Source organism: Flectobacillus sp., assembly GCF_049240685.1.
In the GTDB taxonomy this organism is placed as follows: Bacteria; Bacteroidota; Bacteroidia; order Cytophagales; family Spirosomataceae; genus Flectobacillus.
Genome location: NZ_JBMLSD010000119.1, coordinates 4284 through 17126, shown reverse-complemented (window position 1 = coordinate 17126; position 12843 = coordinate 4284). Strand labels below are relative to the sequence as shown.

Below are 12843 nucleotides of genomic sequence, written 5' to 3'. Positions count from 1 at the left end.
ATTTGGTAATTTGAAAATTTGGTATTTGGTTGATTTGAAGATTTGGTAGTTTGAAAAATATGGCTTTGGGTTAAATGAGTGGTGAGCTACATGATACTTATTCTTATCAATAAACTATTCGCAAATGAGCACCTTATCGCTCCGCTCTTCCTTTTTTGTTGGGTAAAAAGGTTTTTTTTTATCATATTCGAATTGTTTTGATTTTTATAGAAAGGGTGAAGTATGGCGATTTTTGATAAAATAAAAAATGTTTTTGTAAAACAACCTAAAGTGGAGATAGTCGAGCAAGTTGAGCAAATTGCTGAAGTACAGTCTTTTGAAGCGTCTCCTGATGTGGAGGTAATCTCTGTTGCGTCCTCGGAAAAAATGAAAGTGTCATCGATTAACCAACCTGACTGGTTGATTAATGAGGATATTCTCCGTGACGAAGGGGTGATTTTTGGACTTTCTGGCTCAAATCCTGAAGAAAAAATTTCAATTATTCGAAGTTATTTTCATCAACAAACGGCCGATACTGAAAAGCTGATTGAACACCGTGAGGAGAAAATCGGGGAACTGAATTATTGGATAAATGAAAAAGAAGGTCTGGTAAAAGAATTAGAACGTAAAATAGAGTTGCTCAAAGAAAAAGAATTTACCGAACAACATCATTTACCTAGAACCATCACAGGACTTTCGTTGGCGATTGGGATAGCTGTGGGCAATTATTTTTTGATAGAAGAAGCACTTCGTGGACGCTTTGAACAAAATAAATTGATTGCTTTGGGCGTATTTATGGCAGGGATGTTCAATTTGTTTGGTCGAATCTCATTTTTACACGACGATGCCAGACAAAGTAATTGGCGTAAAATCCTTGAGGAAATAGGTATGCCTTTGGCTTCTGCATTTTTTGTATTTGCTCAAATTTATGCCTCTCAACCCGCATTGAATGCTTGGGCATTGTTTGCTTTTATCTTTTTCTTATTTATGTTTTCGGGTAAACTTCTGCTGGGTAATTTGGCAGTGCTGAAAGATGATTTAACCATTTTCCAAAAACGAAATCAATTACAACAAGATAAGGTTAAAAAAGTAGCTGAATGGGAAAAAGAGATTGAACAGCATAAAGTTGAAATCAAGGAATATCGTGCCGAGAAACAGTCGATTTTGCCCGAATTGAGTCGATATATTGCCGAACGTACACGTATTAATGCGCATAGAGATATGCTTATTAAGGTTTTTGAAAGTGAATATCACTTGGCTTTAAATTATCGAAGTCGTATCTCTCAGAAAGATATTCAGTCGATGCTAGGAGAGGAGGAAGAGGAATTTTAATAGGGAAAAATGATGGAAGAAAATAAATCTCATGCCGAAAAATATGATTTCCAACATGGTTATACCAGTGGATTGGAATCGGTAGATAAAAATAACTATGAAGGATATTTGTCAAGTCAAGTCAATTTTGAATGGCTTGATAAGCAGCTTCAGGAACAAAAACAAGAGTTAAATAAGCTTGAGGAAAAAATTGCTCATGCAAAGTCAGCTTACAAATCAGCTTTTGATGCGCTTCAGGATAGCGTATTGAAAGTGGGTTTGGCAGGTAAAAACAAAGAACGCCTAGAGTCGGAGCTTTTTGAAATAGATGAAAAAAAGCACCAACTCGAAAAGCGCCGTCTAACAGCTGTCCACAAATATTCACTTTTTGCGGGTATTATTTACTTTATTGCGGGTGTTTCTTTCGTTGCTGGCGATTTGATTATCTCTCACGAAATTGTGGCCTATGCGCTTAATATCCACAATACGGTAGAGGCTTGGTCTTTTGCAGTTGGTTTGGCTATGGTTTCTATTTTACTCAAACCTGCCTACGAACGCTTGATAGAATCGCCCTATTCGGATGGCGAAAGTGCAAAAGCTAAAAAGACTTATGCATGGTTTAAAGGTGTAACGGTGGTTTTTGCGGTGGTGACGCTCTTTGTACTAGGTTGGTTTAGATACGAGGCGTATAAAACCGACAAAATGAAAGAAGGTATCAACAAGGCGATAAAGAATCTCAACAATCAAGTTTTTGACCCGCTCAATCCAACTGCCCCACCGCCACCAGCGGTTCAGGCGCAGATAGAGGCAAAAATGCGTAGTTATGAGGCCCTTAATCAGGATTTGGTGAATAGTCTTTGGGCTTTGGCTTCGTTTGTTTTGTCAGGTGTTTTGTTTGCCTTGGCTGGCGCTATTTGTTTGGGGATTGCTTTTCCGGTATTGCAATGTTATTGGTATCGTTGGCTACAAATCGACCCACAACTTAAGCGTCTGAATAAACAACGAAATAGTCTTCTCCCTCAAATCAAGGCAGAAGATGAAGCTTTGGCTGAGCATTTAATTCAGAAAAATATTCTCGAAAATGATTTACAACTCGTAGAAGATTTTCAAGCATTGGAGAAAGAAAGAGCTAATCTTTTACAGGAAATTAAAGAAATCTACGAAGGAATGAGACTATCGGAGACTGATGCTCGAATTGCTTCATACAACGATGGTTTTGGCAAAGGTTCGATGGTGCGCGATGCAATTAATGATGAAGAATTGTCACAATTTGTTCGAGAAAGCTATTTTACTACTTCTAATCTTGCGAGCAAAGCTAAGTCTTCGTCACCAGAAAAGGCATTGTTTAGTCGTAAACCACAATTACGTCCGCATCAGCAATTACGTAAATTGATTTCGGAGGATTTTGATTCATCGGAGGAATTGTGAGGGGTGAATGATGAATTGTGAGTGATGAATTGTGAATTATAGGTGTAAGTTGTTGGTAATCATAGCATTGTTTTTTTGTAAGTGAAAACACTGATTACTGGACAAAATTTAATTTACTAGTTCAAGACTTAGTCTTGGACTCATTTTTTTAACAGTTTGAAACTGGGTTTTAAAGTTCAGTGAAAAATGTCAAACATCAGAATGACACTTTCTGATTTTGTCTAGTAATCAGGTGAAAATAATATAATCATTAATACATTTTTATCTAATTCCTACGGCATAAAGCCTAGAGCCTCAATATTTATTCACTCTAAAAACTAAGAAAATTATGGGATTATTTGATGCATTGATGGGAAACGCCTCGGAGGTTTCCTCGCATAAAGTTGCTGAAGAGTTTGCACCAATTTTGATTCATGGTGAAGAAGTTGTAAAGTCATTTCGATTGATTCGAGATATGTTTGTATTTACCAACAAAAGGTTGATTTTGGTAGATAAACAAGGTTTGACAGGTTCGAAAGTAGACTTTCATACCATTCCATACAAAAGCATTAATCATTTTTCGAAAAGAAGTAATGGTTTGCTAGATTTGGATGCAGAGCTGATCATTTGGGTAAAAGGAAGCGATGCACCACTCATTAAAGAATTTAGGAAAGGCGAAAATATCAACGATGTTTATAAGGTTTTATCTACTTATGTTTTGTAAGAGATAGCTTTATACTAAAACACAAAAGGTGCGATAGAATCCAAGTTAAGTTGGGTTTTATTGCACCTTTTTGTGTTAAAAGAGAGAATCGAAATAAGGCTTATTAAAACAAGAAAGAGTTGTCTTTTATCGGAACATTATTCGCATCCAATAACTGAAGCTTAATTTTAATATTCCCCTTGGTTGCTTTTTGGTGGTCATAATAGAGCATATAATTTTGAGCATATATTTCATTCTTTTCTTTTTTTGAAAAAACACCTTTTGCCAATCTAAAATTGATTATACCACCATATTTTCTGTAATTTTCATGATGATATTCATGGAAATCAATAGCGGCAGTACTATCTATGCTTCCTTCCACTATGATGGATACATTACAGTTTCCCATAGAAGATTGTAAATTATCTACGAGAATGGCAGTATCTTTTTCACAATGAGTGATAGAATATTCACGGTAAGGTTCTCTGGTAGTGCATGAACTTAGCACAGTTGCAAATAATAAAGCTTTAATAGAGTTTTTAGGGCTGATTTCCATTTGATTTACTTGGTAGAATTAATTTGAATTGACCTAAAGTTGGAACACCATTGATGTTGACAATTGACCACAGGCTACCTTGAACTCCAAGATTCTTTAATAAATCTTCAGTCCAGTAGTTTAAAGATAAACCTATGTTATTGTTTCTGGCATCCATAATACTATTGAGTGAATTACCTTGTCCACATTCATGTGCAATTAACATGTTATTAGCTGTAGTATAACCAAAAGTAGCTTTTAAATTGTATGCTATTTTGGTATGGACAAAAGCATTGTTTATTCCCTCGTCAATTTTCCAACCTGCGAATAGACCACCAGGTTTGATGAGGTTTTCTCCATACGTTTTGGCATCATAATAAATAAAACCGAATTGTACGATTTGTCTATATGTCAAGGTTTTCAAGATATTGATTTCAGCATCATTTAATCTCATATTGAATTTTAAAAGCATATTGTTTATATATGCAATTACCTTTGCTTTAAATTCAGCAGAATTTAAAATTTCATCATCCATTGAAATACCTGCATAAGGGCTAAATGTTACTGTTTGGCGTTCTTCAACGTGAGTAGAATTATTGTACCAACTCAATATCATATCAAAGTTATTCCCTCGCCTATAAATACCATAAACTGTCACTTCACTTAGCATGACGCTTCCGTCATCAATACGGCTTGAACTAGCTCTTATAATTTTGGTCGGTGAAGATGGTTCTACATTCTCTTCTTACTTATCGCAACTTGCTTAGGATACTAATAAAGTTACGAATAAACTTAAAAATAATAGTTTTGCTTTCATTTTAATAGATTTTTAATAAAAAAATAAGATAAATGATAGAATTTGGCGCCATTTTCTATTGTAAAATTCAGCTTATTGATATACATTTACTATGCTAAAAAGTTGTTTTACAAAACCTATATAGTTGTATTTTGAAACCTTAAATAGTTCTTTAACCGTTTACCCCTTAATTAGTATGAGATTAGGAAATAAGATTAGAATGATCCGTGAATTGAAAGGAATTTCACAAGAGGCTGTAGCTATTTATTTAGATATTTCTCCCCAAGCCTATGGAAAAATTGAACGTGAAGAAACAAAACTAGATTTTGACCGATTAGAAAATATAGCCAATTACCTAGGTTTATCTATTGAGCAAATTCTCGGGTTTGATGAAAATAAGTTACTAGGTTCGAAGGATGAGTTAAAGGGGAAGATAGCTTCAGAAGCTCCAATGTTAAGCGAAAATGGTAAAATTATAGAGAGGCTTTTAATAACCTTAGAAGCAAGATTCAATCGATATGATATTCTTCTGGAAAGAAATTTAGATATCATTGAAAGATTTGGGGAGCTAATCAACTCTAAATAAAGAAGTGGTGGATAAGTCTTCAGACTTATCCACCACTTCTTTATTTTATAACTACAGTATCTTGAGAAGCAAACAATGAAATTATCTCACAATTGAGTATCCCAGACTTGGCATTTTTGTGTTTGTAAACCAAGTTATAGTCATCCTCATAAATTTCATTTTTTAGGACTGTATCTATTTTTCCTTTTGGTAATGCCACAAAGAATGGACCCATATCATGACCTATTGAAGTGAGACTAATATGTATCGAATCATCAATGTTACCTTGAATTTTTAAATAAATTGCTTTAGCAGGTTTAGACCCAAGGAGTCCTTCTACTTTGATTATAGTATCTTTATCACAATGAGTAATGGAATATTCACGGTAACTAGGTCCTCGGCTGGTGCAGGATAACAGGCTTGCTAAGCCAAATGGAATAACAATACGAAGAAATGAACGAGTGTTTAATTGCATGGTGAAGAATTTTAAAGGTTGAAACTATTTATTTGAATGTGAATTAAAATCTATTCAAAAGCTGTAACGGTAACTCCGAATTTATACATAAGACCTTTTTGAAATATAGAGCCATCGGTGATGCAATTCCATCTCCACTTACCGTTTTGAAAAGTCCAGTAATAACTTTTGCCTGAATCTTTTTCCGAATCTATCCTTGTGCTAGGAATATAGGGACAATTCGATTTCTCTTGTGATACATTATTTTTGTCCAATCGCCACTCCGAATGACAAAATATTTCGAGTCCCACAAATACTCCTTCTTTTGAAAATGGGATTTGATATTTACTTATATCTATTTCTAAGTTATTTGAAAATCTAGAGAAATTGATCATCAGATTTTCAGTTAGTAGGTCTGTTGAAGGAAGACCTGTTATGGGATCAACTTTCTGTACCCTGATTCGAGCTTTCGGTCTCTCAGTAAGGTTCCTAAAACCATCAATATCATACTGTACATTTTTTAAGAAACCATCGATTCCTTCGTTATTGGGTATATGCACCACGTACATTTGTAACTTTGATATGCCACCTGGTCTCCATTTTGAATGTCCATATTGTTTGGTATGATAATAACCTAATTCTACATCATGTTCTTTTTTGTCCTTTTTTGCTTTAAAGGTTATTTCACCCAACTCGATATTAAGTTCTTCCAGAAAAATGAGATTAGTAGTATCCTTTTTGAAGTTTTTAGAAGAAAGGATTTTTGTTTTAAAACCCACACAAGATACCGCCACCGAGTCATTTTGTTTCTGAACAGACCAATAAAAGAGCCCTTCTTCATCGGTGTGAATGCCTACATTGGTGTTTGGATTATAGACATTGGCAAAAGAAATACCAAGGTTGGTTTTAGAATCAACGACTTTCCCTTTTATAACTTGCGCATGAATAGGATAACTTAAAAGGGTCAGTGTAATAAGGAGTAAATGAAGTTTTGAAAACATGGAGTTAGTATAACAGGTAAAACATAGAAACTAAATTAATTACTAAAAATAGGTATTTTGATTTTATAAATGGGATTTCTGTTTTCGGAAATAAAGTAAAATAGCTCTATTTTTTGCAAAAAATAAAAGCTTATACTTCCGAAATCCAAGATCCAATATCAGAAATAGACAGTAAAGTTCTAATCCTCAATTTTTAACTCGGCAACACAATTGATTAAACTATCAAACTACTCAACGAATACTGTTGTGTATTGCAGAAAGAAACGCTGTAGAAATAATATCCCATGCGATTGGTGGTGTATCGGCGCCATACATATACGAGTGGGCTACCCACACTGACTTTCAAGAATTGTGCCTCTTGCGCTTTTGCCAATACACAGGATACTTCTTGCTCGACACCTGAGGCTTCTACGTGATAATTCACACGCAATGACTCCATAATTGAATCATTCACAAAGGGCGTCATGATAAAACCTGGTAAATTGATATTGGGCAAATAGTAATACTCAAACATTACAGGTGTAGCCTGGGATTGGTGTAGGTTCATCGCAACGATACAGCCTGCTTGACGTTCTGCTTCTGAAATAGGAAAGAAAAAAGCGGGGTCCCATGCCTGAATAGAAGGCCTACCAATAATCTTTGATTGTAGCGTTATCTCTTCGTTACTATTGAGCTGTTTGGGGTCTCTAAAAGCCAATAATCCCACCGTTTTTCGTCGAAGATTTACAAAACTTCCTTTTCCCTTTTGCTTGCGGATATAGCCATCTTTCACAAGCTCGTTGAGGGCTTGTCGAACAGTCATACGAGTGATTTGATGCAAATCGGCTAACTGATTTTCGGATGGTAATAAATCATCTTGTTGATAAATACCCGAAATAATCTGATGTCGAAGGCTCTCGTATAGTTGTCGATATTGTGGAATTTGCATGCGCTTTGAGGAATTAGGGTGCAAAAATACAATTCTTCAGCAAGACTTCTGCACTCTTCAGAAAAGGTTTCTCTAATTTGATGATATGGTGTTTTGTAATATGCTGATAGATAGGTTTTTGTAAAAATATTTATGATAAAAATTAGTATTCAATAGTTGATTATTGGACAAAATGGACGTTCCTAGTTCAAGATTTTGTCTTGGACTTAGTCCTTTATCCAGTTTTAAACTGATTAGAGGACTGAGCCGTCTAAAATCCGCTTACTAAACTTGCCCGTTTTGTCCAATAATAAAACTACAGCCTAATCATCTCTTTTACTCAATCGAAACTTTTTTTACATTATCGATAATATGCTTATCGATTAGCTTATGAATCGGGTCTATACCAGCTTTGAGTGGTTCTTCTTTCACGATAAGTTTGAGTGTTTGCTCCTTTTTATTGAAACGATGTTTTTTTAGATAAATTAATTTATCATTTCCTGCTGCATCTTTTCCATAAACGCCCACATCAATCCAGTCATTCATGCCAATTACTTTCTGATTTCCAGACTTATCTGCACGGCTTTTTTCTGTAGAGATTTTTAGAGTAATCTCGTAGGTATTATTTTTCAGCTTTTTAGCGGTGGCAATGTCTGTTTTGTTTTCGTATAAAGTGATTGTTTCAAAAAGGTCTGTAATCAGATATTTCAAAGAATCTGGCGTTGCTTTTTTGAGATACGATAATAAATCTAAGGTTGTTGGATAGCGTTTCTGAGGGCGGTCAGGACCTGCATATTTCCAATCTTTGGCATATTGGGACAAGGCTTGATTTACCTTCTCTTCACCAATATAATCTTGCAAAGCATACAAGCACACAGAGCCTTTGTTGTAATGGATATATTGTTGATTTTCACATAAATACAAAGGTTGTTCCTTCTTGCGCTCGGTGGCACGTCCAAAGAGATATTCATCCAAATTGTATTTCATAAACTTTTGCATAGCCTCGGTAGAAACTTGGTTTTTGAGTACCATCAAGGCCGAATATTCAGACAAAGATTCTGAGAGCATACCATTGCCTTTTACATTGGCTTCGATTACCTGATGCCCCCACCACTGATGGCCTAATTCGTGAGCTGTTACATAAAACGGAATATCAGGGTCGTCTTTTTGAATATCCATCACAAAGCCCATACTCTCCGAAAATGGAACCGTATTGGCAAAAGATTGTGCAAAAGATGCATATCTAGGAAACTCCATGATGCGCATTTGTTTGTATTGAAAAGGGCTGAAGTTTTTTGAGTAATACCCCAAGGCCTTTTTCATTCCATTCATAATTCTATCTAAATTTTTCTCATGGCCTTTGTTATAGTAAATTTCTAGGTTGATACCATTCCAATTTTCACGTTTTACCTCATATCTTGCCGACACAATCGAGTAAAAATTTGCCATAGGTTGATCCATACTGTAGCTAAAATAGCGACGATTGTTGGCATTCCAAGACTTTTGTAAATAGCCCGGTGCTATAGCAATTTGGTCAGACTCAGTACCAATTGTCATCGAGAAGCGTATAAGGTCTGCATCGTCCCCAAATAAGTTACTAGATAAGCCATGTGGGTCATTCTGATTGGGTAGGCGGTCTTCTTTGGGTTGTAGGCCATGATCTTTTCTATCATCTTTCTCGCTCAGCTCAAAGCCATCAAGATATCCCAATTGTGGAAAATAAGAGCTATTGTTAAAGAATGTGCCATTATATACAATGTTTGTACCCGTTACACTGGATAAGAAACTTTTGGCACCCACTTTTAGCTTAAAGTCCATTTTTACAGAATCTTGTGGCGCAAGCGCTTTTTGTAGGCGATAAATCGTAAATTGATAGTCTTTCCATTCTTTTTGTTTTGAAAAAGGACGGTCAAATTGTAGTTTTTCTACATCAATATCAGCTTCGAACGAAATATAGATATCTTGGATAGGTTTACTGGTTTTATTCTTCAAATAGTAAAAACCTTCGGTTTCCATTTTTCGCTCATACGGAAAAAGCTCAACTTTAAGATTGGACTCTACAATTTTGGGCTGAGGGGCATTTTCATATTTTTTTAGCGTCTTCTCAAAATTTGCTCGAAGTTTTTTGTTTTCATCAGAGGAGCGATAGGTATCCAAAAAATTAGTGTTGTAAAAAATATACCCTCCAGTACCAACTAAAACTAATACACTCAAGATGCTAGCAGTCAACAGGGGTCTACTAAAGCGGTGATTACTAGCCTTAAGTCTTGTCTCGAGCAACTCATCGGCTCCTCTTACCGAAATTATCGTAGCTCCAATAAAGATTATCATCACAAAGGCCAACCAATAGGTACTAGTCCACGTAAAGGGTAATACAAAGTGACCATAAATATTCATATCAGAATACTGTCCTAGGCTTTGTCCTCCAAAAGTGAGCAAAGGATGTTCGATACCCATTAGGGAAAGTACAGCAGTTAATACCAAGAAACCGACTGAAATGGCAATTCCTAAAAATTTATCATTGACAATAACTTGGATAAAAAAGAAGAACAAGAGAAACTGCGTGATAGAAATCAAGGTAGACGAAAATAGGGTACCAAAGTACACCGATAATTGAAAATCAAAATACCCCTGCACTGCTTGAATCAGGACACTAAGGCCGATAAAAAAGAGAAAGAGTGTGCAGAAAACCCCAATAAGAGATAAAAACTTGCTAAATAACCCAATAAAATCGGGCATCGGCATAGCATCAAAAATCAAATGAAATTTGACAATTCGTTCTTTCCAAACCAGCTCACCTGCGTAGGTTACGGCAATTGCCAAATAAAAAAACTCCAGAATGCCCAAAGCACTAAGCATATTGGCAGTGGTAGGAAGGGTGTTTACCCCAAACCAACTTTGGGTATTGCCCACAGTAGCTATAAATAAAGCAAAACCAGAAATGACAATAGTAAGAAAAGGTACTTCTTTAAAAATAGTACGATAATAAAATTTGGTTAAGCTCCAAAATTGCTGCCAATAAGTCTTTGTTGTGAGATTTTGGTGTACTTGAGGAATCACAACGTTTTCAGGTCTGATATGGAGTTTTTCTTTTTTCTGAATTTTGCCTTTTTTAAATAAAGAACTTCGAACAACATTGAAGCTAAAACTCCAGTAAGTAATTGCCAAAATCAGGATTGATAGACCTACGACCATTAATCTGTTATACAACAAAACTCCTTTTAATGGAATCATCCACATATTTCGTTCGGCAGGTGACCAGTAGCGAATTGTCGTGTTGAGACTAATAAGCCCAAACGGATCTGTGTAACTGGCTAGTTCGCGGTTGTCGATATTGGATAAAAGTTGTTGGGCGATATTATACACGACAAAAAGAATAATTCCTTGTGTATAAATCATCACCGATTTTCGAGTCAATGCGCCAGCAGCAAAGAATAATGCGCCTGTAAATAGCAAATTGGGTACAACCATTATCAAAAATGGTTGAATAAAGTGCAATAAATTAAAAGGAAGTAAGTTTTCGGCTTTACGATTTGGGAGAAAGTCGCCAATAGCCAATCCAAGCCAGAAACCCGAAAAGATAAAAAGTAAAACTATAAAAGAACCAATAAAGCGCCCCATCAAGTAATCAAACTTGCGGATAGGGTTACTAAACATTAATGCCTCGGTATTGTACTCAAAGTCTCTTAAGATTGCTACACCCATTACAGCGGAGGTAATCATACAAAAAAAGTAGGAGACAATTCCTTGTAAAAAAGCGATGATAAAGGGAGCGTTTTCTTTGATTTGCTCACTTCTAGTAACTATATCTTTGAGCTCGGTGGTTACGATAAGTATGGCCGTAGCAAAAAGCAGTAAAAAGTATATCCAAGTCGCAGGTCTTTTCTTGCGATAGTTGATTTCAAACCTAATAAATTCTAAAAGCATAGTAAAAAGAGGTTAGGCGTTAGCGAATATTTTTCCGAAATATACATCTTCTAAATCTGGATTTACCGCTATAAATCCATCATCAGGTTGGCTATCCGACAATATATTAATCACGGGCGTTCCTGCTATCAATCGATCAGAAATCACCGTGAAGTGCTCTTTATAATTGCTTAATTCGGCTTTCGAAATACGTTTTTGCCATACTTTTCCCTCGAGTTGTGCCATTGCATCAAAGGGATTTCCTTTGTATAATACCTGACCTCTATTGATAATCGCCATGTCTGAACATAACTCCTTGACATCCTCAACGATGTGCGTTGATAAGATGACAATAGTATTTTCGCCTAACTCAGAAAGTAAGTTCAAAAATCGGTTACGTTCGGCTGGGTCGAGGCCTGCCGTTGGTTCGTCAACGATAATCAGCTTTGGACTAGCAATAAGGGCTTGGGCGATACCAAAACGTTGTTTCATACCACCAGAATAGCCTCCCAAATTTTTGGTGCGAGCTTCCCAGAGATTTGTTTTTTGTAATAAAGATTCAACCAATTCTTTACGCTCTGATTTGTTGGTAATACCCTTCAATACTGCCAGGTGGTCGAGTAGTGTGAGTGCATCGATTTTGGGATATACTCCAAATTCTTGAGGCAGGTAACCTAAGGTTTTACGAACTTCATCTTTCTGAGTAAGAACATTGATGTCTCCCAGCATGATGCTCCCGGCGTCGGCTTCCTGTAAGGTGGCAATGGTGCGCATCAAAGAGGACTTTCCTGCACCATTAGGGCCCAGCAAACCAAACATACCTTGATTGATGGTTAGATTTACGTTATTGATGGCATGTACACCATTCGAGTAGGTTTTGTTGAGATTGGTAATTGTTAATTGCATGCGGTCGAAAGGTTTTTTGAAAAAAGAATTAAGGTAATATACTAAAAATGTTCAATAATCTGGTGCAAAAAAAGGATGAAGATTAGATAGAGAACCATAGGCGTGCCATAAGGTTACAAAGATTAACTTCTTTGAATACGGCTTTGGTTAATTGTCAAAAAAAAACCTCCTGTTTTCTGCATGCCTGAGCATACAAAATAACGAGGAGGTTTTTAGCGTTCGAACATTTTGGTTATGTACAAACGGTCATATAAGAATGGATTGGATACCTTGAAAAAAATCAAAATCAATTTCAAAACATCACTATTAAGTTATGAAGCAAAATAAAATTAAATTTTGAGCTTTCGGCTTTCAGCTCTGGGCATTCGGCAAA

General features: G+C 35.9%; 11 protein-coding genes. 4 read left to right on the top strand and 7 right to left on the bottom strand.

The genetic code is table 11. The features are described from left to right. Window positions 1-222 precede the first annotated feature (222 nt). From ACOVQ4_RS05465 to ACOVQ4_RS05455, 3 genes are all read left to right on the top strand, one after another. A complete protein-coding gene (locus ACOVQ4_RS05465) occupies window positions 223-1311 on the top strand; it encodes a hypothetical protein (RefSeq protein ID WP_421819645.1) in 1089 nt (362 codons plus the stop codon). A 9-nt stretch (window positions 1312-1320) separates the two neighbouring features. Next, window positions 1321-2718: a hypothetical protein gene (locus ACOVQ4_RS05460; protein ID WP_421819644.1), complete on the top strand. Its 1398-nt coding sequence runs from the start codon at window positions 1321-1323 to the stop codon at window positions 2716-2718. Between the two features lie 328 nt (window positions 2719-3046). Then, a complete protein-coding gene (locus tag ACOVQ4_RS05455; RefSeq protein ID WP_166550546.1) occupies window positions 3047-3421 on the top strand; it encodes a PH domain-containing protein in 375 nt (124 codons plus the stop codon). 103 nt (window positions 3422-3524) lie between these two features. Here ACOVQ4_RS05455 and ACOVQ4_RS05450 read toward each other — a convergent pair whose 3' ends face one another. Together ACOVQ4_RS05450 and ACOVQ4_RS05445 are read right to left on the bottom strand one after the other, a co-directional pair. Further along, window positions 3525-3956 carry a hypothetical protein gene (locus ACOVQ4_RS05450; RefSeq protein WP_421819643.1) on the bottom strand — a complete coding sequence of 144 codons (432 nt, stop codon included), beginning with the start codon at window positions 3954-3956 and terminating at the stop codon, window positions 3525-3527. After that, window positions 3940-4605 (bottom strand): hypothetical protein, encoded by a 666-nt coding sequence (locus ACOVQ4_RS05445; RefSeq protein ID WP_421819642.1) that lies wholly within the window; start codon window positions 4603-4605, stop codon window positions 3940-3942. Before ACOVQ4_RS05445 ends, ACOVQ4_RS05450 begins: the two co-directional genes overlap by 17 nt. A 322-nt stretch (window positions 4606-4927) precedes the next feature. On the opposite strand from ACOVQ4_RS05445, the gene ACOVQ4_RS05440 reads away from it, so the two are divergent. Then, window positions 4928-5317 carry a helix-turn-helix domain-containing protein gene (locus ACOVQ4_RS05440; RefSeq protein ID WP_421819641.1) on the top strand — a complete coding sequence of 130 codons (390 nt, stop codon included), beginning with the start codon at window positions 4928-4930 and terminating at the stop codon, window positions 5315-5317. Window positions 5318-5357: 40 nt separating this feature from the next. Here the strand turns inward: ACOVQ4_RS05440 and ACOVQ4_RS05435 are convergent, their stop codons facing one another. The 5 genes from ACOVQ4_RS05435 to ACOVQ4_RS05415 all read right to left on the bottom strand — a co-directional run bounded on the left by ACOVQ4_RS05435 (window position 5358) and on the right by ACOVQ4_RS05415 (window position 12470). Then, window positions 5358-5771 carry a hypothetical protein gene (locus ACOVQ4_RS05435; protein ID WP_421819640.1) on the bottom strand — a complete coding sequence of 138 codons (414 nt, stop codon included), beginning with the start codon at window positions 5769-5771 and terminating at the stop codon, window positions 5358-5360. 50 nt (window positions 5772-5821) lie between these two features. Beyond that, a complete protein-coding gene (locus tag ACOVQ4_RS05430) occupies window positions 5822-6751 on the bottom strand; it encodes a carboxypeptidase-like regulatory domain-containing protein (RefSeq protein WP_421819639.1) in 930 nt (309 codons plus the stop codon). Window positions 6752-6965: 214 nt separating this feature from the next. Continuing rightward, the gene (locus ACOVQ4_RS05425; protein ID WP_421819638.1) at window positions 6966-7679 is read right to left on the bottom strand and encodes a GntR family transcriptional regulator; all 714 of its coding nucleotides are present in this window, start codon (window positions 7677-7679) and stop codon (window positions 6966-6968) included. Between the two features lie 315 nt (window positions 7680-7994). Beyond that, a complete protein-coding gene (locus ACOVQ4_RS05420) occupies window positions 7995-11585 on the bottom strand; it encodes a M1 family aminopeptidase (RefSeq protein ID WP_421819637.1) in 3591 nt (1196 codons plus the stop codon). A gap of 12 nt (window positions 11586-11597) precedes the next feature. Next, the gene (locus ACOVQ4_RS05415; RefSeq protein WP_421819636.1) at window positions 11598-12470 is read right to left on the bottom strand and encodes an ABC transporter ATP-binding protein; all 873 of its coding nucleotides are present in this window, start codon (window positions 12468-12470) and stop codon (window positions 11598-11600) included. Window positions 12471-12843 lie beyond the last annotated feature (373 nt).

Coding starts and splice junctions, on each gene's coding strand:
- ACOVQ4_RS05465 (WP_421819645.1), top strand. CDS start 223: ATGGCGATTTTTGATAAAATAAAAAATGTTTTTGTAAAACAACCTAAA.
- ACOVQ4_RS05460 (WP_421819644.1), top strand. CDS start 1,321: ATGATGGAAGAAAATAAATCTCATGCCGAAAAATATGATTTCCAACAT.
- ACOVQ4_RS05455 (WP_166550546.1), top strand. CDS start 3,047: ATGGGATTATTTGATGCATTGATGGGAAACGCCTCGGAGGTTTCCTCG.
- ACOVQ4_RS05450 (WP_421819643.1), bottom strand. CDS start 3,956: ATGGAAATCAGCCCTAAAAACTCTATTAAAGCTTTATTATTTGCAACT.
- ACOVQ4_RS05445 (WP_421819642.1), bottom strand. CDS start 4,605: ATGCTAAGTGAAGTGACAGTTTATGGTATTTATAGGCGAGGGAATAAC.
- ACOVQ4_RS05440 (WP_421819641.1), top strand. CDS start 4,928: ATGAGATTAGGAAATAAGATTAGAATGATCCGTGAATTGAAAGGAATT.
- ACOVQ4_RS05435 (WP_421819640.1), bottom strand. CDS start 5,771: ATGCAATTAAACACTCGTTCATTTCTTCGTATTGTTATTCCATTTGGC.
- ACOVQ4_RS05430 (WP_421819639.1), bottom strand. CDS start 6,751: ATGTTTTCAAAACTTCATTTACTCCTTATTACACTGACCCTTTTAAGT.
- ACOVQ4_RS05425 (WP_421819638.1), bottom strand. CDS start 7,679: ATGCAAATTCCACAATATCGACAACTATACGAGAGCCTTCGACATCAG.
- ACOVQ4_RS05420 (WP_421819637.1), bottom strand. CDS start 11,585: ATGCTTTTAGAATTTATTAGGTTTGAAATCAACTATCGCAAGAAAAGA.
- ACOVQ4_RS05415 (WP_421819636.1), bottom strand. CDS start 12,470: ATGCAATTAACAATTACCAATCTCAACAAAACCTACTCGAATGGTGTA.